Here is a 23,059-nt window from a genome sequence, read left to right as displayed (position 1 = left end):
AGCGCAATGCCAGAACAGGCTTCATCTCGTCTTGTCCGGGTACTTTTCCTTGCCGCAGAAGCCGCACCATTGATCAAGGTCGGCGGGCTTGCTGACGTAGCCGGCTCGCTCCCACGCGCTCTGCGGCGCTTAACGTCTTCATCATGCGATGTTCGATTAGTGCTTCCCATGCATGCGGACATCGGTCAAAAACTGGACTCCATTCAAAAATTCACCGAGTTCGAGATTGAAACGGCCGATGGCAGAGCATTACCCGCCACCATATTCCAAAGCGAATTTCAAGGCGTTCCTCTCTACTTGATCAGCGGTTCACCAATTCCGCCGGATGCCCCCATTTACACTGGTAGCACAACCGATGGGGATAAATACGTTTTCTTCTCCCTTGCCGCTCTCGCTCTGACTCAATACCTTGCCACAACGTGGGGCGAAACCATTCTTCATGCGAATGACTGGCATACGGCTTTAGCGGTTTACATGCTGCGAATGCAGCAAATCACGCACCCCAGCCTTAGAAAAGTGCGGTCTTTGCTGACCATTCACAACTTGCCCTACATGGGACAAGAAGCTCAACCTGTGCTTGATTATTATTCAATCCCACCTGCCCGGTCTACTGCGTTACCGGAATGGGCGCAGACCCTTCCGCTTCCCATGGGGCTCTGGGCAGCTGACCACATCAATGCTGTTTCTCCAACCTATGCCCAAGAGATCCTGACACCCGAATTCGGTTGTGGGCTGGAGATATTCCTTCAAGGACGCAAGGACCACCTGAGTGGGATCCTAAATGGCTTGGATGAAGAAGAATGGAACCCAGCCAAAGATTTCACCCTAGCCGTTCCCTATGATTGGCAGCATTTGGTAGCACGACAACACAATAAAGAAGTCTTAATGCGTGAAGTGCAATTGGATACTGAACATCACGTTCCATTGCTCATCATTGTCAGCCGTCTGGATCGGCAAAAAGGAATTGACATTGCCTTGGAAGGCCTGGCCTTGTTGCCTGATCAGCCATGGAATTTGATCATCCTAGGACACGGGGATATCAACTTAGAAAAAATGTGTACTGACTTTTTGCAAACCTATCCTGATCGGGTCCGGTTCTTCCCGCGCTTGGATGTGACATTAGCCCGCAAACTCTATGCAGCGGGTGACATTTTGCTGATGCCATCGCGCTATGAACCCTGTGGGTTAACACAAATGATTGCTATGCGTTATGGATGCATTCCAGTTGCCCGTGCTACCGGAGGCCTAAGAGACACTATTGAGGATGACCCCACCCTACAGCGCTCAACGGGTTTTCTTTTCACAGTTCCTACCCCTCAGGCCTTTGCTCAAAAACTGCGGGAAGCACTAAATTGTTATCACAACCCCAATCTTTGGGTGGAAATTCAAAAACGGGCAATGCAGAAAGATTTTTCCTGGCAGCGGTCCGCACAGGCGTATTTTGAGCTTTATCAGAAATTACTCGATACATAACCCAGTTCAGCACATGGAGAATCACCAATGGAATTTTCTCGTGCCTCAGGTATCCTTTTGCACCCAACCAGCCTGCCGGGTCCATATGGAATCGGCGACCTCGGCCCAGAAGCCTACCAGTGGATTGATTTTCTTGCCGAATCACAGTGCACGCTCTGGCAAGTGCTCCCTTTGGGCCCAACCGGTTACGGAGACTCACCCTATCAATGTTTTTCAGCCTTTGCCGGAAATCCATATCTTATCAGCCCGTTTCTTCTATATGAAGAAGGACTACTCCAAACAAACGACTTGAGCCAGCGACCAGCATTTCCAGAAAACGCTGTAGACTACGGTGAAGTAATCCCCTGGAAGTTGGGACTGCTTGACCGTGCTTTTCAAGAATATGAAAAGAACCCCGCTCCATGGGCGGAAGAATTCGAGAGGTTCAAATATGAACAGGCCTATTGGTTAGATGATTTTGCACTCTTCATGGCTTTGAAAACTGCACACCAAGGCGCTCCTTGGAATAAATGGGATCCCGCACTTCGTCAACGCCATTCTCAGGCTTTGACGGAATTCAAGGAAAAAAACTCCAGGCGTATTGATAGTTTTAAGTTTTCTCAATTTTTATTCTTCCGGCAATGGAATGCTCTGCGTGATTACGCCCACAGTAAGGGAATCCAGATCATTGGAGATATTCCTATTTTTGTCTCGTACGATAGCAGTGATGTGTGGGCAAATCCCAATTTGTTTTACCTGGATACAGCCGGAAACCCAACCGTTGTCGCTGGCGTTCCACCAGACTATTTCTCTCCTACCGGCCAGTTATGGGGTAATCCACTTTATCGCTGGGATTACCACGCCCAAGGGGGGTATTCCTGGTGGATTGAACGCATTCGTTCTACACTTCAACTTGTTGACATCATCCGTTTGGATCACTTCCGTGGGTTTGCAGCGTACTGGGAAGTTCCCGCCGGTAACTCTACGGCAGAGAAAGGACAATGGGTATCTGGTCCTGGTCTGCACTTCTTTGAAGCCGTGCAGAAAGCACTCGGCGACTTACCCTTTATTGCCGAAGATCTGGGGGTTATTACCCCAGACGTTGTCACGTTACGGGAGCACTTCGGCTTTCCGGGCATGAAGATCCTCCAGTTTGGTTTTGAGGGAGGGCCCGAGGATCCTTTCCTGCCTCATAACTATGAGAAAAACTGTGTGGCTTATACCGGTACTCACGATAACGATACCGCTCGCGGATGGTACAACCGCGTTGACGAAAAAGCCCGTGATTACGCCCGCCGTTATCTGGCTTGTGCCGATCACGACATCGCTTGGTACATGATACGAGCGATTTGGTCTTCCGTGGCCATTATGGCTCTTGCTCCAATGCAGGATGTGCTTAACTTGGGAAACGAAGCACGCATGAACTACCCAGGGCGCCCCTATGGGAATTGGACCTGGCGTATGAAAAACAATGACCTCAATCCTGCATTATCAGAACGTTTAGCGGAGATTAATTACATTTTCCGCCGTAATTCTTCCGAAAATTCGCCTCAACCGTCAGGGAAGGTAGATCTTCAACCTAACTAATTTGGCGTGGAAAGGGTAGAACGGGAGGCGAGGTAAATTCCAGTAAGAATGATCCCGCCTCCCACAACTTCCCCCCAGGTAGGCAATTCTGCCAGAAATAACGAGGCTAAAATCATCGTTCCCACCGGCTCACCTAGTAAACCAAGGGTTACGAAAGAAGCCGGCAAAAAGCGCAGGGCCCAATTAAAGGCCGAATGTCCCAAAATCTGTGGTCCGATCGCCAACGCTCCTAAAATGATCAGGGCCTGCCCCGAATAAGGCCATAGACGTTGGTGGGCGATCCCTACAAAGCCCAGTAAACACACTGCTGCGACGCCATACACGATCGTAATATATGGTAGTAATGAGATTCGGGGACGAAAATACCGGCCTACCAACATATAACCTGAAGCAAAAAGGGCCCCGGATAGGGCGAGGAGATTACCCACCAAGTAATCTCGTTTTTGGATCGAATCTCCCATAAGGCAGGAAATACTCATCCTCTCAAAGGCGCAATTTCCTTGCAGGCCGATCCAAATGCCGCCCACCATTGCCATAATCAACCCTAACCAGACAGATGAACCGGGTTTCTCATGCAAAACCAAAGGGGACAGAAGTGCCACCCAAAGCGGCGTCGTGGTTACTAGCACCACCGAACTGGCAACAGTGGTATGTTCCAAAGAGGTGATCCACGCCGCAAAATGACAGGCCAGAAAAAAACCACCCAGAACGAGCCACACCCAATCTTTGCGCTTGAGGTTAGCGATGTATTTGCGTTTCCACCCTAGGGGGAATAAAAGCAGTGTTGCAATGCCTAAACGATAGGCGGCAATAACTAATGAGGGCACCTCGTGCTGGGCGAAACGAATCAGGATGGAGGCAGTGGATATTGCCAAGATGCCTAGAAGAAGAACAAAAACAGGGATTATTTTCCGAGAGTGCTTTTCCAACCCAAAGGCCTCACAAGGATGAATCTCCTTCAGATTTCTGGGAATATTCCATCTTAAAAATGCTCCCAAGGACGGTTTTCCTCCTCGGGAGCATTCCTGATCGGTCTCTCATGAATCAAAAATCGGCCGTGAGCACATCTTGAATGTGCGGCAAAGCCCAATCAATAATATCCCGGCTAATGATCAGAGGCGGTGCAAAGCGAATGACGTGCTCATGAGTGTCCTTAACCAGGATACCTCGTTCGCGCAACGCTTCACAATATCGCCGCACGTTGCCCAATTCATGCTTCATCTCTACCCCGATCAAAAGTCCCTTACCACGCACCTCTTTGATATTCCGTTGAGGGATTTCCGCCAATCGTTCCAAGAAATACTCCCCCATTTGCGCCGCATTTTCGATTAAGCCTTCTTCTACAATTACGCGTAAAGCAGCGCGGGCAATCGCTGCCGCCAACGGATTCCCGCCAAACGTAGAACCATGCTCTCCGGGTTGAATTAAACCCATTATATCGCGATCGGCAAGCACAGCTGAAACGGGATAAAAACCACCTGAGAGTGCCTTCCCCACAATCATCATGTCAGGACGCACCCCCTCATGATCGCAGGCGAACAACTTACCGGTTCGACCCAAGCCTGTTTGAATTTCATCGGCAATGAAAAGCACATTATGAGAACGACAAACGCGGCTAACGTCTTTCAAGTAGCCTGCAGGTGGAATTCTAACTCCACCCTCTCCTTGAATAGGCTCTAGCAATACCGCCGCGGTATTCGGTGTTATTACCCGTTCAATAGCCTCGGCATCACCAAAAGGAACGATCACGAAACCCGGGGTAAAGGGACCAAAGTCCTTTTTGTAAAGTGGTTCAGTGGAGAAGGAAATAACCGAAATGGTGCGCCCATGAAAGTTGCCCTCGGCCACAATAATCTCGGCTTCATAACGTGGCACCCCTTTGACCTGGTACGCCCATTTTCGGGCAACTTTGATCGCCGTCTCAACCGCTTCTGCACCGCTATTCATGGGCAACACCATCTCGTAGCCGGTCAACTCAGTAATCTCTTTGTAAAATAGGGGCAATTGATCATTTCGGAACGCTCGCGAGGTGAGGGTAATCTTTTTAGCCTGTTCAATCATCGCTTCAAGAATGCGCGGATGCACGTGCCCCTGGTTGAGCGCAGAATAGGCACTCAAGCAATCCAAATAGCGCTTTCCTTCCACGTCGTATACCCATACCCCTTCACCTCGTGTGAGCACCACATCCAGGGGATGGTAATTATGAGCGCCATGCAGTTCTTCTAACTCGATTAATTCCTGAGTTTTTGTCAGCATATTTTTATCCCTTAAAACTCCAATTTCAACTCGCTAGTAACTTCACCAAGATCGCCTTTTGAGCGTGTAAACGATTATGCGCCTGAGGGAAAATGCGCGAGTGCGGTCCATCTGCTACTTCGTCCGTCAATTCCTGCCCGCGGTGGGCCGGCAAGCAGTGCATCACAATGACATCGGGCCGTGCTTCGGCGACCAAAGCCGCATTGACCTGGTAAGGAGGGAATACAGCCTCACGCTTTTTGGCTTCAGCCTCTTGTCCCATGCTGGTCCAGGTATCGGTATAGATGACGTGAGCATCGCGCACTGCTTCGTGAGGATCTCGCAAGAAGCGTAAGCGGCTCCCGCTGGTTGAAGCGAAGAAACGAGCCAGTTCAACCGCCTGAGGCGGTAAATCATACCCTTCTGGACAGGCTATGGTGAAATTTGCCCCTAATTTGGTGCAAATATGCATCAACGAAACGGCTACATTGTTTCCATCGCCCACAAAAGTGACATTAAGTCCTTTCAAACTGCCAAACTCTTCCTGAATGGTCAATGCGTCGGCCATGGCTTGGCAGGGATGGTTGTAATCACTCAGCCCATTGATAACAGGCACGGTTGACCACTTAGCCAATTCCAGCACATGGTCATGAGCAAATACTCGTGCCATTATAGCATCCACATATCCTGAGAGCACGCGCGCGACATCGGCTATTGATTCACGCTGGCCCAACCCGATCTCATTGGGAGAGAGATAAAGCGCATCGCCTCCCAAATGACGCATGGCCATATCAAAACTTACCCGTGTCCGTAGACTCGGTTTCTGAAAAATCATTCCCAAGACTTTACCTTTGAGCAAAGGCGGATTACCACCCGCTTGCCATTCTTTTTTGAGTTGCACGGCCAAATCCAGTATGGTTTGCAACTCGGTAGCAGAATAATCCGAAACGTGAATGAAATCTCGCTTCATGGTTCACTCCAAGTATTATGGGATTGATGAGGTTATGTCCAAAGTATATCATGGGCGACAATGACTTCTCCAGGGTTACAGATCAAGTAAAAATTGAGACCCCTCATGGACACTGAATAACTCCCTGAGCCCAAAAACACCCTCCACAAGTAGGGAAGGTATTACGCAAACAATCCTCTTCATTAGCCTCAGATAAATCACACCCTCCGCAAAATGTGCAGGGAGAGAAGGAAAAAGCATGTACGCGTTCACGAAATGCCACATAGTCCGGAGATTCCCAAATTTCTTTCAAAGGCAAGGAGTTCAAATTTCCTACGTGATAAGCCCGCACTGATTTGGGTTTTCCATGAAGATAAGTGGTGTGCGAGCGTAAAAGCACCAAGCATGGGCTAACCCATCCATCCCAGCCGATCACAACCGCACCGCGCTCGATAAATGGGCAATGGTCGCAGGTCTGGTTTAGATTTATGCCACCAAACTCGAGATTCCAAAGGCCGCTGAGCGCCAGATGCAGCCCTTTTTGAGTTTCTTCCATCGTTTCAAAATCCATCTTAGGAAATCGCAACACCGGTATCCACGGAGACTTGAAATAGGCGATATTTTTAGGCGAATGAACGTATAATCGTTCTTCATCCAAATCGGCCGAATAAGGGTACACGTTGCTGACGATGAAGTAAATCACTCCTAATTTACGCCCCAATTCCAAGACCCCTGGCAACTCGTGGATATTGCTCTTCATCGCTACGAATACGAGACCTATCTGTGGTCTGGGTTTATGACTGGGCGGCCGCAACGCTTTAAAATTTTGGATATTTTCAATCGCTTGCTCCCAGACCGCTCCGCTTCGAATTGCCCGATATTGCTCGGGATCAGCTGCATCTAGTGAAAACCACAGGATATCTAATCCTGCCTCGATCAACCTTTTTGAACGTTCACGTGAGAGCAATGTGCCATTCGTGATAATCTCAACACTTGCTCCGACCTGCTTCAACCGGTGCACCCACTCGACGACCTTTGGATGAAAAAGGGGTTCTCCCAATCCACTCAAACAAACGGATGGCTTAGGTTCAATATCCCGCAAGGCCGTTTCTAGTTGCGTAAAGGTCTCTTCGCTCATGAATCCAACCGGTTCATGCCAGGTACGTCTTATGCACATCGCACATGAGAGGTTACACTGATTGGTGACCTCTAAGTAAATTCGGTTCAATTGCCAGACAGAACGATTTAAGCGAAGCGCAGTTTGTTCTTCCGAAACAACAAACTTCGCCCCGGGTTTCAATCCATACACCCGAGCAAGTTCATCGGGTATGACCAAACGTCCCTCATTATCCACATAACCCCATTTGGCCATTTGATACCACCCTTTGCGGAAGAAAACACATTCAATCCTTCTAATCATCTTATCGAATCCATTATGGATCGAATAAGTGCCAAACATCATCCCGAATTCTGCCAATCTTCCACACTCCATTCCAAATTAATGTTATCCTTAAATCAACTAAGGAGGTTTCATGGAACGTAGAGCAAAAATCGTAGGCACAATTGGTCCTGCATCTGAAAGCGAAGATATCCTACGCCGCCTCATCGAAGCGGGCTTGGATGTCGCTAGACTTAATTTCTCCCACGGCACTCACGAAGAACACGCCGCCCGAATCGCTACTATTCGTAGAATTTCTCAAGAGTTAGACAAACCGATTGCCATTCTCCAGGATCTCCAAGGCCCTAAAATGCGGGTGGGGGATTTGCCAAAAGAAGGCATTCCTCTTAAAGAGGGCGAACGAATATTGCTGGCCCCAAGCGAACAACTACGGGATTTTGCCTATCGTTACAGTGAACATACTCTTATCCCTATGGAAGTGCCCAACCTTGCCCAAGCGGTGAAAAAAGGCAACCGTATTTTGCTGGATGACGGCCACCTCGAACTGGAGGTCTTGGGCGTCAAAGATGGTATCATTGAGGCCGAAGTTGTTCTGGGAGGGATCCTATATTCCCATAAGGGTGTAAATCTGCCTGGTGTATCATTGGGAATTCCTTGCTTTACCGAAAAAGACCGCACGGACTTGGAATTTGGTCTCCAAGCAGGGGTTGACGCAGTAGCCATCAGCTTTGTTCACACTGCAGAAGACGTTGAAACCGTACGTGACGCCGTTCGTCAGATAGCCCCCGATAAAGCCGACACGCCTATTATTGCCAAACTCGAGCGTCCCCAAGCCATTGAAAACCTGCACGAAATCATGCACGCAGCCGATGGGGTCATGGTTGCACGGGGGGATTTGGGCGTGGAAACCTCGCCCTCTAGCGTTCCGATTGTCCAGAAACGAATTATTGATATGGCCAATCGTCATGCCAAATACGTGATCACTGCTACTCAAATGCTTGACTCTATGATCAATAATCCACGCCCCACGCGCGCTGAAGCCTCAGATGTGGCAAATGCCATCTTTGATGGGACGGATGCTGTGATGTTATCAGGTGAGACAGCCAGTGGTAAATACCCGGTTGAAAGTGTAAAAATGATGGATAGCATTATCCGTGAAGCCGAGGCGAACGCCAAAACCTGGGGACATTACACCACGAGCCCTACCGACGCCAGTGAAGAAGATGCCTTTGCCATCACGCGCGCAGCGCGAGAACTGGCTCACGACCGTAAAGCCGCCGGGATCGCAGTATTCACCCAAACCGGGAAAACCGCCCTTTTGATGTCAAAATCTCGTCCCGAGGTACCCATCCTGGCATTTACCCCTGAAGAACGGACCTATCGCCGTTTAGGGATGTACTGGGGCGTTACCCCCTTCTTGGTTCCCTTCGCTTCAACCGTGGAGGGGATGATCCTTAGTCTCGAAGCCGCCATTCTTTCTGCTACCACTATTCAACCGGGTCAACAAGTTGTTGTTATCACCGGCTTTCCGGTTGGCTTACGTCGCCCTCCTAATTTCGCGCTACTCTATACCATTGGGGAATGGGGCGCAATTCGTTCTCATCCTCGGGTATAATTTTCTTATCTTTGGTTTATGAAAGGAATTATCCCATATGGTTATTATTGTTGCTGATACCACCTCAACAATCCCTACTGAAGAAGCCAAGCAACTAGGCATTCCTTATATTCCTCAGATCATCGTCATCGGTAACGAAACCTACCGTGATGATTATGAAATGGACTCCAAAACTTTCTTGCAACGGCTGAAAACCTCTCCAGTACTCCCCAAAACAGCAGCTCCACCCCCAGCTCTGTATTACCCCATTTATCAGGAATACGCTAAACCCGGCAACACAATTATTGTGCTCGCCCCATCAGCGGAGGTAAGCGGTACCTATCGTAGCGCTGAGGTTGCTGCGCAAGATTTTCCTCACGCTGACATTCGCATCGTGGATACTCGAACCATTGGTGCAGGTCTTGGCACCTTAGTACGCTTAGCCCATCAATGGGCTCAATCGGGCATGGGTGCTGATACTATTGTGCAGAAGGTCAAAGAGTGGGCGGCTCGAGAGCGGGTTTACTTTGTAGTAGATACGTTGGAATACCTGCATAAAGGGGGCCGCATCGGAGGGGCGCAAATGCTGGTGGGAAGCCTGCTTCAGATCAAGCCAATTCTCCAATTTAAGAATGGTCGCACCGAGCCGGTTGAATCCCAGCGGACTAAGCGCCGCGCAATTGAGCGGTTAAAAGAACTGGTTTATGCAGACTGTCCGCACAATGATGAGGCATACCTTGCAATCATGCATGGTGATGCCTTGGAAGAGGCTCAAAGGCTGGCCGAGGAGTTTAAGACCCATCTTGGATTGAGCCGAGTCGCCATTTGCGATCTTCCACCCGCGATCTTGGTTCATGCGGGACCCGGCGTCCTGGCAGTGAGTTACTTCACTCAGGGATAAGTCACAACGCGTCTTCTAAAATCGCCGTAAGTTCATCCGATGTCAGTGGGATCGGGTTTCCTTTCATACTACTGGCGCGGAGACTTCGCTCCACTACCACCGGGATATCTTGCCACGTCATTCCATACGTGCCCAGACCGGGGATTCCGAATTGGCTGACCATCTGCTCCAACCATGCCACCCCATCCTCAGGTTGAGCATTTGGGCGCTGAGTTAACCAACCCGCGATGTCACGATATCGCTCAAGCGCAGGGTTTTCAGGCTGGCGATTCCGCAAGGCTTTGAGGTTTGTTCGCACCACTAGTGGTAGCAAGCGAGCACAAATTGCCCCATGTGGTGCTTTAAACATTCCACCAATGGGAGCTGCCAGGCCATGCACAGCCCCTAAACCGGCATTGGCCAAGGCTAAGCCACCCAACAGACTTACCCACGCCATTGTTTTACGCGCCTCTTGATCTGCACCATCCTTGAAAGCAGCGGGTAGCGCTTTACTTACTCGTTGTAAACCTTCTCGGCAAAACATATCCGTCATCACATTGGCACGCACAGAAACATAGGGTTCTAAGACTTGGGTCAAAGCATCCATGCCAGTATAAGCCGTAATTGAAGGGGGTACAGAACGAGTCAAAGCAGGATCCACTAAAGCCACGGCAGGCAACATAAGAGGGCTACGTAAACTCACCTTGATCGCAACATCAGGAACCCCTAAAACAGCGTTACGCGTAACCTCAGAGCCAGTTCCAGCTGTGGTTGGAATCGCAAGGCATGGTGCCGCCGGTACTTCTAAAGTTTTACCTGCGCCGATCACTTCTAAATAATCTTCCAATTGTCCCGGGTTAGTCAACATTGCCGAAACTGCTTTGGCCGTATCGATAACGCTACCGCCACCAAAACCGATCACACAATTACAACCAACCTCTTTAGCCTGGGCGACGGCTTGCTTGACCAAATCAACCGTGGGTTCACCATCAACAATAAATTCGTGAAATAAGACCTGATTTTGACGAAGAAGTTCTCTCAACCTATCCTGATCTGGGTGATATTTGCCCCGGACTAAAAACGCAACGTTCCCCAGCATGCTGGCAATGCGACCGCTTTCTTCAAAGACACCCCATCCAAAGCGAATGCGATGCGCTGTGGCAAACTCAAAGGTCATCATTGCCATTCCTCATCGCTTGGGAAGAGGTTAAGGTAACGAACCCCTTGACGAGGTTCTACCATCATATCAGCCACAGTGTCGCGCCATTTTTGGTAATGGGTGGTTTCCCGATGTTTAGCCTGGTCCTCAGGTTGACGATAGACTTCAACTAGAACAAAACGGGTGGGATCTTCTACTTGCTGCAGGACATCAAATCGCACAATCCCCGATTCTTGCACACTATGACGGGCATTTTCTAGCGTCACTTGAATAAAATCGTTAACGCTTGTTTCCTTGACGTGCACATGGACCAAAACAATATGCATGGCCAACCTCCGACTCTGCTGTGAATATAACATCACTACAATTTTATCTCAGAGTCCTGTTGAGGGTCTGATAAAATTTTGGTAGGTAAATGATGAGGCGCTCTAATGGAACATATTGAGATCCTCTACGTCGATGAGGACATATTGGTCATTAATAAACCCGCTGGAATCCTGACCATCCCAGATGGTTATGATCCCGAAAAACCCTTTCTAACTCACCTTCTCAGAGAAGAATTTGGACGGCTGTGGACCGTCCATCGCTTGGATCGGGATACAAGCGGCGTCCTGCTCTTTGCACGCACCCCACAGGCACATCGTGCTCTTAATGGTCAATTCGAGCAACGACAAGTGCAAAAAATTTACCATCTTGTCACCTTTGGTCGCTTGCCACATGAAGAAATCGAGGTCAACTACCCGCTTATGGTAAATGGCGACCGACATCATCGCACAGTCGTAGACCTCTCTCGTGGTAAGCCAGCCCGTACGATTTTTCGCCATTTATGCTCTCTAGGAAGGGAATTTTCATTGGTAGAAGCGCAGCCCTTAAGTGGCTACACGCACCAAATTCGCGCCCACCTCACGAGCATTGGTCTTCAAATCCTTGGAGATAAACGTTATAAACCCCATCCCATATCGGAAAGATATCCCTCATTTCCTTTACCCACTGATACCCCTGACTTTGAGCGGGTTGCCCTTCACGCGTATGCTATGACCTTTTGCCACCCTTCCCAATCCTCCAGAGAGATTACTGTGGTTGCATCGTATCCTACTGACCTCTCAACCCTGATCGAGATCCTTAGATGTAAATAAAGCAACATCCCGGCCATTGTCAACCGGGATGTTGCTATTCGTCCTCTCGTGAAAATTTACTTAGATGCCTTATTCTAGTTCAGGGACAGGGCGCTTGCTTTGGTAAATGGCCCAGACCATTCCAGCAAACAAAATCACAATGGCTACCCAGATGATCGGATCGCCCAGCCGCGCCCGCACAATCAACGGCGCCGCCAAGAGGCTGACCAGATTGACCACCTTTATCATCGGGTTAAGCGCTGGACCAGCCGTATCCTTTAGAGGATCACCAACGGTATCACCGACCACACCAGCCTTATGCCGCTCTGAACCCTTGCCAGTATTTTGCTCTAAATTGCGTGGTTCGTCCTCAATAGACTTTTTGGCGTTATCCCAAGCACCGCCAGCATTAGCCATAAAGACTGCCAGTAACTGACCGCTGAGGATGACACCCGCCAGATATCCACCGAGGGATTCGACTTGCAAGATCAAGCCCACGAGTAACGGCATCGCAATAGCGATCACAGCCAGTGGGATGAGTTCCTTCTGTGCCGACCGTGTCGAGATCGATACCACGCGTGCATAATCGGGTTTCCGTGTCCCTTCCATGATGCCGGGAATCTTAAATTGATTACGCACCTCTTCCACAATTTGTCCCGCTGCGCGCGAAACCGCGCGAATGGACAGAGAACTGAAGAGCCAAGGAAGAGCCCCACCCAAAAGGAAACCGATGAACACAGTGGTATCCGAAACCCGGATGGACTCCAAAGCACCGGGCATGACTCGATTGACATCGGTGATATAAGAGGCAAAGAGACTAACCGCCGCAATCACTGCTGAAGCAATCGCAATCCCCTTGGTTATGGCCTTAGTCGTGTTGCCCACAGCATCCAAATCGGCCATAATTTGCCGCGCCTTGAGTGTGACCTCATCGGTCATGTCGTGCCAGGCCATCTCGGCAATCCCATTGGCATTATCGGAGATAGGACCATAAGAATCCATGGCGACGTTGTTACCGGTATGGCTGAGCATACCGATGCCGATCATTGAGACTGCGTATAAGACAAACTGTGGACCATCTGCCTGGTAAATAAGCAGCGCACCAACAAACGAAATCGCAATCACCACCAGTGCCCAGACACTTGATTCCATCCCAACGGCTAAACCGGAGAGAATTGTAGTGGCAGGGCCGGTCTTGGTTGCTTTGACAATTTCTTGCACTGGTGCTCGCTTCGTTGACGTAAAATAGGAAGTCAACGGATTGAATGCTACCGCCAACCCCACCCCCAACGTGGTCAGCAATCCCAAGCGCCAGTCATGGGCATAGAAAATAGCTAGCAGGAACGAGAAAAGGATGGTGTTGACGCTGGAGACCTCGTAGGAACGGAACATCGCCTCTTCAGCATCGTGAGCACGCAAAAACTTGAGCGGGAAACGCTCCCAAATTGGCACCGTGAAGGTACCAATGATCGAACTAATGACACCAATGGCACGAATAAGTAATGGATAGACAATCCACTTAATTTCACCTGTGGTTTCAAATAACGCCAACCCCAGGATCAACGCCGAAACAATGGTTACCTCATAGGATTCGAAGATGTCTGCCGCCATTCCGGCACAATCTCCCACGTTGTCCCCCACCAGATCGGCAACCACTGCAGCGTTGCGCGGATCATCTTCGGGAATATCCTTCTCAACCTTTCCAACCAGGTCGGCTCCAACATCTGCGGCTTTGGTGTAAATACCGCCTCCTACACGCATAAAGAGCGCCAATAGTGTTCCACCGAAGCCAAAGCCCAGCAAGGCATCCGGTGCAGCGCGACCAAAGACGATAAAAATGAGCGTTCCCCCCATGAGGCCCAAGCCGTCCGTAAGCATTCCGGTGATGGTTCCGGCGTAGTAAGCAACTGTCAGAGCCTCATTAAAACTACGTCGCGCCGCAGAAGCCGCGCGCACACTGGCCTGAATCGCCATGCGCATTCCCAATTGCCCAACGAGAAGAGAGAATGTAGCCCCCATAATAAAGGCTACCGTTCGGCCAACGGCAACAATTAGCACCACATTGCGCTCGCCCAAGTGGCCAAATTCACGGGTAGCCTCAGGGGTTGGTTCCACAATTGCCACACTCAAGAACAAGGCAATGGTCAAAAGCGCAATCGCGGGCAGTATTGTCCGCAACTGACGATTGAGGTAGCCTTCAGCCCCTTGTCGAATGGCTTCCCAAACCTCCTGCATTTGGGGCGTTCCTTTATCGTAACGTACAACCTTGGAACGCAGGAACCAAGCATAAAGCAAACTAATGACGGCGACAACCAATACTCCAAGCACGCCCAGTTGTTCAAACGGTGTCGTCAATCCGTGCCTGGAAAGACCCAGTATATCCATACTAGCCTCCAAAAAATGATTGGGTTTCGGTTAAGCAAAAATCGGTTGAGTTAATGTGCCCCCCGATTTTCGCCTTGTGCCAGAGTTTATTGTAATCACCCGGCCCTCCCTGTCAAATCACAGATGATCATATCTTATCGCACCGTCGTTTCAACGCTAACCGGATTGCTTAACTCACCAATGCCCTCGATGGTGATACTAACAAGGTCGTTTGGATAAATTGGTGATACACCTGCTGGTGTACCAGTAAGGATAACATCGCCAGGCTCCAGAGTCATAACTGAGGAAATAAAAGCAATCAACTGGGCTACCGAGAAAACCATATCACGAGTCGAGCCAAATTGACGGACTTCACCATTCACTCGACAGATAATAGGCAAATCTCTAATATCCAGATTTGTTTCCACCCATGGTCCTAAGGGACAAAAAGTATCAAAACCTTTAGCGCGTGTCCATTGTCCATCACGGCGTTGCAAATCACGCGCAGTTACATCGTTTCCAATGGTATAACCAAACACATACTTATCCGCCTCATCCGTACTGATCCACCTTCCCCGCCGTCCAATAACGACCGCAAGTTCTGCTTCATGCTCAACTTGTTGCGACTGGGGTGGCAAGACGATATAATCTCCTGGACCTATCACCGAAGAGGGGGGCTTAAGGAATAATAAGGGTACCTCAGGCACTTCGACACCGTGCTCGTGAGCATGTTCAACGTAATTTCGCCCTACGCAAATAATCTTGCTGGGTTGAACCGGCGCCAATAGTTTAACAGCGGTAATCGGCAACCGTGCTTCCAGGCGCCGATATTCACTGAAAGGATCCCCTTCAATTGGCCCCACAAAATCTCCGTACACCCAACCATATTGAATTTCCCCCTCGTGAAGATAACGCACCAGACGCATCCATGACCTCCGTAATGACGCGGTTGCCAGACTTGACAACATATTATATAATAAAAATGCCAAGGGGATGAACGGCTTCGACGGAAGAGGCTGATCCCGAACGGCGAGCCGAGAGGCGCCGACCTCGTAAAATCAGCGCAAAAAATAAGTGCCAACCGCACGAATTACGCTGCTCTGCCCCTGGCTGCGTAAGCCAATAAGGGCGAGCACCCTGGCCTCCCAAGTGTGAGGCCACGTCTGCCTACCCCGCTGCCTGGCCGGTGGTAGAGCGGGCGTGAGAAAGCCAGGCTGCCGCACAGCAAGCCGCGGGCTGTGCGAAAGATAAAGCGGCTAGCGTGGCTCCCGTTCTGTTGGTCGTCGGGAGTAGCGCGAAAAGCAAAGACCAACTACGCTCGTAGATGTTCGAGGGTCGAATCTTTCGGACGCGGGTTCGATTCCCGCCATCTCCACTTCAAAAAGCGAGCCAGCAACGTATGCGCGGCTCGCTTTTATATCTCAACCACCAAGCCTTTTAGATAAAGCCCTTCGGGAAAGTTTAGAGCCACCGGATGATCTGGAGCCTGATACAGGCGCATAAGAATACGCCCCTCGACCCCTGCATCTAGTGCAGCATCGGCGACGATTTTCTGAAACAATTCCGGAGTCACGCCCCCCGAGCAAGAAAATGTGACTAAAAGTCCGCCAGGCCGGAGAAGCCGGAACGCCAACCAGTTGATGTCTTTATACCCTCGCGCCGCCCGGGCAATTTGTGCCGTCGTGGGTGCAAATTTCGGCGGATCAAGGATGATCAAATCAAATTTGCGCCCCACATCCCGGAAATGCCGCAACACCTGGAATACATCCCCCTCTACCCATTCATGTTGTTCAGGATCGAAACCGTTCAACTTCAAGTTCTCTTGAGCCAGCCGTAACGCTTCACCTGATACATCAATCGAACAAACCGATTTGGCACCCCCAGCCAGGGCATAGACCGAAAAAGCCCCTGTATAGCAGAAAGCATTCAATACCTCTTTTCCTGCCGCTAGGTGGCCTACTATGCGCCGGTTCTCGCGCTGATCGAGATAAAAACCGGTTTTCTGTCCATGCTGGATATCCACCCAGAAACGATGCCCATACTCTTGAATTTCGACCACTGGTGGAGGCAAAGTTTCCCCGCAGGGGCCAACTCGCAAGGTTAAACCTTCCAGCGATCGAACTTCAACATCCGAGCGCTCGTAGATATGATCAAACCCGGTTGACTGGCGCAAACTCCTGAAAATAACATCGCGCCAGACCTCCATAGTCACAGTCAAGATTTGTACGACCAACCAATCTCTGTAACGATCCACTATCAGGCCGGGCAAACCATCCGATTCGGCGTGGATCAGCCGGTAAGCGGTAGTAGATGAAGCACTTTGAAGATGCCACCGCCGCGAAATAGCTTTTGCAATCCGCCCCTCGAAAAACTCGGGCCTAATCGCTTCGTTTACATCCCAACTCCAAATGCGCGCCCGGATCGAGGAACGTGGGCTATAGCCAGCCCATGCTAGCCACTGCCTTTGGGAGGAATAAATAGCGACCGTCTCACCAGGCTCTAGCTCACCTTCAACCTTCTCAATAGCCCCCGAGTAAATCCAGGGGTGCTTTTGAAGCACAGACTTCTCTCGCCCCGGCTTTAGGATAAGTCGTTTGATGCCCACTTATTTACGGCTCCGAGCAGATGAATGTTCAACCATAGCGATTAATTCCTCTTCGGTGAGGATGGGCACACCAAGAGCCCGCGCACGTTCAAGTTTTGACCCCGGATTCTCTCCCACGATCAAATAACTGGTGTTCCGTGATACGCTTTCGCTCACCTTACCGCCGTGGGATTGAATATACTCCTTAACTTCTTCGCGTGAGAAACGTTTGAGCGTACCGGTCACGACAAAGGTTAAACCAGCCAAAGGAAGCGGAACCTCGGGAGCAACTTGTTTCTTCTCAACCGGCCAAACGCCAGCGGCCTTTAGTTTTTCAAGAACCTTACGGTTAGTCGGGCGCGAAAACCAGTCCACAATGCTTTGGGCAATATTTGGGCCAATCCCTTCAATTTGCTGTAACTCATCTTCAGTTGCTTGAGACAAAGCATCCAGGTCAGGATAAATCCCCGCCAGCGTAGCCGCCATTACCTCTCCAACCCCGTGGATTCCTAAAGCATTTATCAAGCGCGCCAAAGGGCGACTCTTTGAGGCTTCAATTGCCCGTAGAATGTTATCTGCCTTTTTGTCTGCAAAGCCCTCAAGGGTCAACAAATCCGCCTTTGTTAAATAATATAAATCTGCAACATCGTGAACCAGTCCTTTTTTAACCAATTGCTCCACAATTTTAATACCCAAGCCGGTGATATCCATCGCCGAACGCGATACAAAATGCTCAACATTCCGAATGATTTGAGCCGGGCAGGCGGCGTTAACGCAATACCATGCCACTTCACCTTCGTAATGTTGAACCGGCTGTCCACAGGCCGGGCATGTCTGAGGGGGCTCAAAAATGCGTTCTTGCCCGGTGCGTGCCTCAACGATAGGCCCTACAACATAGGGGATCACATCACCGGCGCGTTTCACCAACACCCGATCCCCTATACGGATATCCTTTTCGGCAATGTAATCAAAGTTATGTAGCGTGGCTTGCTTAACGATAACCCCACCAATCTCAACCGGCTCTAAGACCGCTGTGGGTGTTAACACTCCCGTTCGCCCTACACTGACTTCAATATCACGCAAAATTGTGCTCACCTCACGCGCTGGGAACTTAAAAGCCAGCATACCCCGCGGATCCTTGCCTACCACCCCAAGCGAATCTTGTAAACGTAAATCATTGATTTTGATCACAATCCCATCCGCCTCAAACAGCAACGTATCCCGTTTATCCAGCCAGCGTGCACAAGCCTCAAGCACTGCATCAAGATCGGCACAATACTCCGCATCTTTTGATACTGGAAATCCCAATTCCTTGAGATACTGCAGAGTCTCCCATTGAGTCGTCGGGACTGAGTCGCTGGCATCAACAATTGCATAGGTCAACAGTGTCAAAGGTCGAGAAGCCGTAAGCGAGGGATCTAACTGGCGCAAAGACCCGGCGGCTGTATTACGCGGATTTAGATAGGGTTTTTCACCGGCCTCAATCAACCGCCGATTGAGTTCCTCAAAGTCTTTAATGGTGATAAAGGCTTCACCTCGCACAACTAAGCGTTCTGGTGGCTTTAGCGCTGACTCTTGAACGGGGATACGCAAGGGCAAGGCACGTACTGTGCGCAAATTCGCCGTAATGTCCTCGCCCACCTCCCCATCGCCCCGCGTTGCCCCCAAGACAAACTGGCCATTATGATAATGAAGCACTACGGTTAGACCATCAATTTTAGGTTCAACCACGAAATCAGCCTGGCGTACGCGTTCATCCAGGCGCACCAAGCGTTCGTACCAAGCCCGCACATCGTCTAACGTAAAAGCATTGGCCAGGCTGAGAATTGGGCGAGGATGGTGCACCTTATTGAAGCGCTCTAACGGTGGACCCCCAGAACGCTGACTAGGCGAGTCCGGAGTCACCCAATCGGGATGGGCTGCCTCAATTTCGCGTAAGCGCGCCATCAACCGGTCGAATTCATAATCGCTGATCAGAGGGGAATCTAGAACATGGTAACGATAGTTATGGTAATTAATCTCGCGCTTCAAGCGCTCATATTCATCGCGCAGTGCTTCCAGAGATGTCGTTTCCATAGCTATCTGCCCTCCTCTATTTATTATAGCAGGCCGATTAGACTCCGCCCTTTAAAGGTCCTCATTGGCGAAGATGAGTGTGACAATTCTGCAAACCAATGTGAGGTTAATCCAATTGTGCCCGACCAAGAAGCATGCTACACTAATCCTTAGAGTTTAGGCTCGAGGAGAAAATGCAATGAGCGCTGGAAAGATTATCGCTTACATCGTAGCCGCTATCTTGATCTTCTTCGGGGTGCTTTTTATCTGGGGGGCAACCGGGGATCAAGGTGACCTGATGTGGATTCCGGTGGGACTGATCACCATTGCCCTAGGGTTAGTGCTGATTTTTTGGGCTGCGCGGCGCCCCAAGCAAGATGTAGCCCCACAGGTAACTCTCAAGGTGGATCTTCCCGGTAATATCAATCTGGATACGCTTAAGTGCAAATCCTGCGGCGGCGCGTTGAAAGCCGAAAACATTAAAATGGTAGCCGGAGCCCCTGTGGTAACCTGTCCTTATTGTGGCACGACCTACCAATTGACCGAAGAGCCAAAGTGGTAAATTATTCACTCCAGTATGTTATTAAATTGAGTGGAACAATGAAACGGTGGGGATTTCCAATTTTCATTCTCTTTTGGCTGATATGTCTATTGGGATTTCAATCCCCAATCGCCTTAGCACAAAGTTATGCCTTTGAAGTCCCGCGTCAAGAGGTTGACCTTTACGTTAACCCAAATGGAACGATCACCCTCTATTACGAAATTGAATTTCGCAACCAGCCCGGAGCCAGTCCCATTGATGTCGTGGACATCGGCCTTCCCAATGAAAATTACCGCCTTTCAAAGGTAAAAGCCGAAATTGACGGTTTTCCTCTAACGGACATTGAACCCTCTCCTTATGTGCAACCGGGGATTGCCATTGCATTAGGTAACCATACCATTTCACCGGGATCCACAGGAACGCTTAAGGTAACCATCGCCGATATTGAGGGAGCAATTGGCAAATCAACGCTAGACCTATCCGAACCTTACGCTAGTATTGTCTTCAGCCCCTCATGGTTTGATAAAGCCTTCGTCCGAGGAAAAACCGACTACACAATGACCATCATCCTGCCACCCGGTCTAACAACGGAAGAGCCACGATATCACAAACCCAGTGGCAATTGGCCGGGTAGTGACGAACCTTACACCAACCTTGATGCTCAAGGGCGTGTTTATTACACCTGGCGCTCAGCCGAAGCCAATGTCTATACGCAATATATCTTTGGTGCCAGCTTTCCGGCACGGTTGATTCCTGCCACTGCCATTGTTGCCACCGAGGTTCCCAATCCGCGTTCTTTCCAAATCAATGAGGACATAATCGGCCTTCTCTGTTGTCTGGGTTTTATGGGCTTCATTGTGGCAATCGCCTACGTGGGTTATCGCTCGAGCAAAAAACGGCGTTTGCAGTACCTGCCTCCCAAGATCGCCATTGAAGGCTATGGGATCAAACGCGGCCTAACTGCGGTCGAAGCCGCTATCTTAATGGAACAACCAGTGGACAAAATTCTCACCATGATCTTGTTCTCCGTTCTCAAAAAAGGGGCAGCCACAGTCATCAAACAAGAGCCACTTGAACTCGAGATTACTCAACCCCTGCCCGAAGGTTTACAGCCTTATGAGATTGAATTTCTTGAGGCCATGCGGCGTAAAGAGACCAAGGAACAACAAAAAGGCCTACAAGAGTTGATGATTAACCTCATCAACACGGTTTCGGAAAAAATGCGCGGTTTCAGCCGTAAGGAAACCGTTGCTTATTACGAAAGCATCGTCAAGAAAGCCTGGGATCAAGTCAGGGCTGCCGAAACTCCAGAAGTTCGTGCTTTAATCTATGACGAAGTGATGGATTGGACCATGTTAGACCGGCGCTGGGAAGACCAAACCCACGAGGTTTTCGCTCCTGGACCGGTCTTTGTGCCGACTTGGTGGGGACGATATGACCCAGTCTTCCGCCGTTCTATGCCAGCGACTCCGGTTTCCACATCGGGTGGCGGTTCAAAGACCACCGTCAACCTTCCCAAACTGCCAGGATCCGATTTTGCGGCCTCGATGGTGCGTGGGGTTGAGGCCTTCTCAGCCAGCGTTATCGGCAACGTGACCGAGTTTACTGGCAAGATTACCGCCCGCACCAATCCTCCCCCACCCCCAACCTCTTCCTCAATGGCGCGTCGGGGTGGAGGGGGTGGCTCATGTGCTTGCGCCTGTGCGTGCGCTTGTGCAGGTTGTGCATGCGCGTGTGCGGGCGGTGGACGATAAGGGTAAAAAATAACCATGGGTTGGTGGAACGCGCTCTCCCCCTCGCAAAAAGCCCTTGATTTGCCTTTACCAGGGATCTATCACTTTTTATGCCAATCCTCTGAGAACAAAGTGCGCATTCATTTGCGTATTGAGCCCGGCGGGCAAGGCAGTCTTTTGATAAACGCCAGCCAGATTTATCATCTTAATGCAACCGCAGCGTTAATGGCTTATTTTATCTTGTCTGGTTATCCTGAGAATGTGATCATTAAAACCCTGGTTGCCCATTTTAGAGCCCAAACCACTCAAGTTAAGGCAGATCTCGACGATTTCCGTTTACACCTCAACGCACTCATTAAACCCAACAGCGTGTGCCCCATTTGCGACCTGGATTTAGAAACACTCCCGCCGTTTTCTTCCCGCTCTAGTGCCCCTTATCGAATGGACCTGGCGCTCACTTATCGCTGTAATAATGATTGTGCCCATTGCTACAACGCCAGACCTCGGACTTATCCGGAGCTAGAAACCGAAACCTGGAAACAGGTGATAGATCGCCTATGGGAGATAGGAATCCCCCATATCGTTTTTACCGGCGGCGAGCCCACTTTGCACGAAGATTTACCTGTGCTGATCGCCCATGCCGAAAGTAGAGGACAAATCACAGGTTTGAACACTAACGGACGACGACTGCATGATCCCCGCTACCTTGACGCTTTATATGAAGCCGGTCTGGATCATGTCCAAATCACCCTCGAATCTCACGATCCTACCATCCACGATCGCATTGTGGGTCGCCCTGGAGCCTGGGCACAAACCGTCCAAGGTATTCGTAATGCCCTGAGACCCCCCTTTTTTGTCATGACCAACACCACTTTGCTCTCTTCAAACGCCCCCTACCTTGCTCAAACCCTGGACTTTTTGGCCGAATTAGGGGTACCCACGGTGGGCATTAACGGCCTAATCCACTCCGGAGGAGGTGCCACGGTTAATACCGGCATTCCCGAAACACAATTGCAAGATTTGCTTGCCTTGGCCCGCGAAAAAACTGCTCAGCACGGCCAGCGTCTAATTTGGTACACCCCCACTCGCTATTGTCATTTTGACCCTGTGTTGAATGGCCTAGGGCTTAAGGGATGCACAGCGGCTTGGTATAACATGTGTATTGAACCAAATGGCTTCGTTTTGCCTTGTCAGTCTTACTACCATCCTTTAGGACATATTCTGAATACCCCATGGGAAAGCATATGGAATCACGATCTGGCTGTTGCTCTGCGTGAACGCCATTATGTACCTGACGCGTGTGAGAAATGTGCGTTGCTCCAGGAATGCGGGGGTGGGTGCCCACTAACCTATGCCTTCAATCAGGCTGTTTCACCCAATCCAAACCCCTAAAACTCCATTGGTGGAGGCAA

18 protein-coding genes and 1 other RNA gene are annotated in these 23,059 nt (G+C 50.1%); 9 read left to right on the top strand and 10 right to left on the bottom strand.

From position 1 onward, the window contains the following. Positions 1-6 precede the first annotated feature (6 nt). Positions 7-1,473 carry a glycogen synthase gene (locus tag AC01YT_RS00560; protein ID WP_476672140.1) on the top strand — a complete coding sequence of 489 codons (1,467 nt, stop codon included), beginning with the start codon at positions 7-9 and terminating at the stop codon, positions 1,471-1,473. Positions 1,474-1,500: 27 nt separating this feature from the next. Next, positions 1,501-3,039 carry a 4-alpha-glucanotransferase gene (malQ, locus tag AC01YT_RS00555; protein ID WP_476672138.1) on the top strand — a complete coding sequence of 513 codons (1,539 nt, stop codon included), beginning with the start codon at positions 1,501-1,503 and terminating at the stop codon, positions 3,037-3,039. On the opposite strand, the gene AC01YT_RS00550 is transcribed toward malQ, so the two are convergent. The 4 genes from AC01YT_RS00550 to AC01YT_RS00535 all read right to left on the bottom strand — a co-directional run bounded on the left by AC01YT_RS00550 (position 3,036) and on the right by AC01YT_RS00535 (position 7,595). Continuing rightward, complete coding sequence (locus tag AC01YT_RS00550; protein WP_476672136.1) at positions 3,036-3,968, bottom strand: DMT family transporter; 933 nt, start codon at positions 3,966-3,968, stop codon at positions 3,036-3,038. The genes malQ and AC01YT_RS00550 overlap by 4 nt on opposite strands. A 115-nt stretch (positions 3,969-4,083) precedes the next feature. Then, complete coding sequence (rocD, locus tag AC01YT_RS00545; protein WP_476672134.1) at positions 4,084-5,295, bottom strand: ornithine--oxo-acid transaminase; 1,212 nt, start codon at positions 5,293-5,295, stop codon at positions 4,084-4,086. 25 nt (positions 5,296-5,320) lie between these two features. After that, a complete protein-coding gene (gene argF, locus AC01YT_RS00540) occupies positions 5,321-6,244 on the bottom strand; it encodes an ornithine carbamoyltransferase (RefSeq protein WP_476672132.1) in 924 nt (307 codons plus the stop codon). Between the two features lie 103 nt (positions 6,245-6,347). Continuing rightward, positions 6,348-7,595, bottom strand: coding sequence for a radical SAM protein (locus AC01YT_RS00535; protein ID WP_476672131.1), 1,248 nt, complete (start codon positions 7,593-7,595; stop codon positions 6,348-6,350). 160 nt (positions 7,596-7,755) lie between these two features. Here AC01YT_RS00535 and pyk point away from each other — a divergent pair, with 160 nt between their 5' ends. Further along, the gene (gene pyk / locus AC01YT_RS00530) at positions 7,756-9,237 is read left to right on the top strand and encodes a pyruvate kinase (protein ID WP_476672130.1); all 1,482 of its coding nucleotides are present in this window, start codon (positions 7,756-7,758) and stop codon (positions 9,235-9,237) included. Between the two features lie 37 nt (positions 9,238-9,274). Further along, positions 9,275-10,117, top strand: a complete 843-nt coding sequence (locus AC01YT_RS00525; protein WP_476672129.1) for a DegV family protein — start codon at positions 9,275-9,277, stop codon at positions 10,115-10,117. A gap of 1 nt (position 10,118) precedes the next feature. Here the strand turns inward: AC01YT_RS00525 and AC01YT_RS00520 are convergent, their stop codons facing one another. Together AC01YT_RS00520 and AC01YT_RS00515 are read right to left on the bottom strand one after the other, a co-directional pair. Beyond that, entirely contained in the window at positions 10,119-11,276 is a 1,158-nt protein-coding gene (locus tag AC01YT_RS00520; RefSeq protein WP_476672128.1) for an iron-containing alcohol dehydrogenase, read from the bottom strand. Then, positions 11,273-11,581: an antibiotic biosynthesis monooxygenase gene (locus tag AC01YT_RS00515; protein WP_476672127.1), complete on the bottom strand. Its 309-nt coding sequence runs from the start codon at positions 11,579-11,581 to the stop codon at positions 11,273-11,275. The genes AC01YT_RS00520 and AC01YT_RS00515 overlap by 4 nt, the downstream gene beginning before the upstream one ends. Positions 11,582-11,686: 105 nt before the next feature. Here AC01YT_RS00515 and AC01YT_RS00510 point away from each other — a divergent pair, with 105 nt between their 5' ends. After that, entirely contained in the window at positions 11,687-12,391 is a 705-nt protein-coding gene (locus tag AC01YT_RS00510; RefSeq protein ID WP_476672125.1) for an RluA family pseudouridine synthase, read from the top strand. A 69-nt stretch (positions 12,392-12,460) separates the two neighbouring features. Here AC01YT_RS00510 and AC01YT_RS00505 read toward each other — a convergent pair whose 3' ends face one another. Together AC01YT_RS00505 and AC01YT_RS00500 are read right to left on the bottom strand one after the other, a co-directional pair. Beyond that, complete coding sequence (locus AC01YT_RS00505) at positions 12,461-14,755, bottom strand: sodium-translocating pyrophosphatase (RefSeq protein WP_476672123.1); 2,295 nt, start codon at positions 14,753-14,755, stop codon at positions 12,461-12,463. Between the two features lie 134 nt (positions 14,756-14,889). Next, the gene (locus AC01YT_RS00500) at positions 14,890-15,660 is read right to left on the bottom strand and encodes a fumarylacetoacetate hydrolase family protein (protein ID WP_476672121.1); all 771 of its coding nucleotides are present in this window, start codon (positions 15,658-15,660) and stop codon (positions 14,890-14,892) included. 63 nt (positions 15,661-15,723) lie between these two features. Between AC01YT_RS00500 and ssrA the strand changes: the two genes are divergently transcribed. Then, positions 15,724-16,112, top strand: a transfer-messenger RNA (tmRNA) gene (ssrA, locus tag AC01YT_RS00495). A 36-nt stretch (positions 16,113-16,148) separates the two neighbouring features. Here the strand turns inward: ssrA and AC01YT_RS00490 are convergent. Both AC01YT_RS00490 and ligA read right to left on the bottom strand, forming a co-directional pair. Further along, positions 16,149-17,333 (bottom strand): class I SAM-dependent rRNA methyltransferase, encoded by a 1,185-nt coding sequence (locus AC01YT_RS00490; RefSeq protein WP_476672280.1) that lies wholly within the window; start codon positions 17,331-17,333, stop codon positions 16,149-16,151. A gap of 6 nt (positions 17,334-17,339) precedes the next feature. Further along, positions 17,340-19,394, bottom strand: a complete 2,055-nt coding sequence (gene ligA, locus AC01YT_RS00485; protein ID WP_476672119.1) for an NAD-dependent DNA ligase LigA — start codon at positions 19,392-19,394, stop codon at positions 17,340-17,342. Positions 19,395-19,572: 178 nt separating this feature from the next. On the opposite strand from ligA, the gene AC01YT_RS00480 reads away from it, so the two are divergent. From AC01YT_RS00480 to AC01YT_RS00470, 3 genes are read left to right on the top strand one after another with little or no spacing between them, the layout of a single operon-like run. After that, the gene (locus AC01YT_RS00480) at positions 19,573-19,935 is read left to right on the top strand and encodes a hypothetical protein (RefSeq protein ID WP_476672117.1); all 363 of its coding nucleotides are present in this window, start codon (positions 19,573-19,575) and stop codon (positions 19,933-19,935) included. A gap of 38 nt (positions 19,936-19,973) precedes the next feature. Further along, entirely contained in the window at positions 19,974-21,668 is a 1,695-nt protein-coding gene (locus AC01YT_RS00475; protein ID WP_476672115.1) for a hypothetical protein, read from the top strand. Positions 21,669-21,683: 15 nt separating this feature from the next. Then, a complete protein-coding gene (locus tag AC01YT_RS00470) occupies positions 21,684-23,039 on the top strand; it encodes a radical SAM/SPASM domain-containing protein (protein ID WP_476672113.1) in 1,356 nt (451 codons plus the stop codon). Positions 23,040-23,059: the final 20 nt, after the last annotated feature.

The organism is Thermanaerothrix sp., from assembly GCF_056331585.1.
This window is presented reverse-complemented; position numbering and strand designations above follow the sequence as displayed.

Coding starts and splice junctions, on each gene's coding strand:
- AC01YT_RS00505 (WP_476672123.1), bottom strand. CDS start 14,755: ATGGATATACTGGGTCTTTCCAGGCACGGATTGACGACACCGTTTGAA.
- AC01YT_RS00500 (WP_476672121.1), bottom strand. CDS start 15,660: ATGCGTCTGGTGCGTTATCTTCACGAGGGGGAAATTCAATATGGTTGG.
- AC01YT_RS00560 (WP_476672140.1), top strand. CDS start 7: ATGCCAGAACAGGCTTCATCTCGTCTTGTCCGGGTACTTTTCCTTGCC.
- argF (WP_476672132.1), bottom strand. CDS start 6,244: ATGAAGCGAGATTTCATTCACGTTTCGGATTATTCTGCTACCGAGTTG.
- ligA (WP_476672119.1), bottom strand. CDS start 19,394: ATGGAAACGACATCTCTGGAAGCACTGCGCGATGAATATGAGCGCTTG.
- AC01YT_RS00510 (WP_476672125.1), top strand. CDS start 11,687: ATGGAACATATTGAGATCCTCTACGTCGATGAGGACATATTGGTCATT.
- AC01YT_RS00525 (WP_476672129.1), top strand. CDS start 9,275: ATGGTTATTATTGTTGCTGATACCACCTCAACAATCCCTACTGAAGAA.
- AC01YT_RS00515 (WP_476672127.1), bottom strand. CDS start 11,581: ATGCATATTGTTTTGGTCCATGTGCACGTCAAGGAAACAAGCGTTAAC.
- AC01YT_RS00475 (WP_476672115.1), top strand. CDS start 19,974: ATGAAACGGTGGGGATTTCCAATTTTCATTCTCTTTTGGCTGATATGT.
- AC01YT_RS00535 (WP_476672131.1), bottom strand. CDS start 7,595: ATGGCCAAATGGGGTTATGTGGATAATGAGGGACGTTTGGTCATACCC.
- AC01YT_RS00480 (WP_476672117.1), top strand. CDS start 19,573: ATGAGCGCTGGAAAGATTATCGCTTACATCGTAGCCGCTATCTTGATC.
- malQ (WP_476672138.1), top strand. CDS start 1,501: ATGGAATTTTCTCGTGCCTCAGGTATCCTTTTGCACCCAACCAGCCTG.
- rocD (WP_476672134.1), bottom strand. CDS start 5,295: ATGCTGACAAAAACTCAGGAATTAATCGAGTTAGAAGAACTGCATGGC.
- AC01YT_RS00470 (WP_476672113.1), top strand. CDS start 21,684: ATGGGTTGGTGGAACGCGCTCTCCCCCTCGCAAAAAGCCCTTGATTTG.
- AC01YT_RS00520 (WP_476672128.1), bottom strand. CDS start 11,276: ATGATGACCTTTGAGTTTGCCACAGCGCATCGCATTCGCTTTGGATGG.
- pyk (WP_476672130.1), top strand. CDS start 7,756: ATGGAACGTAGAGCAAAAATCGTAGGCACAATTGGTCCTGCATCTGAA.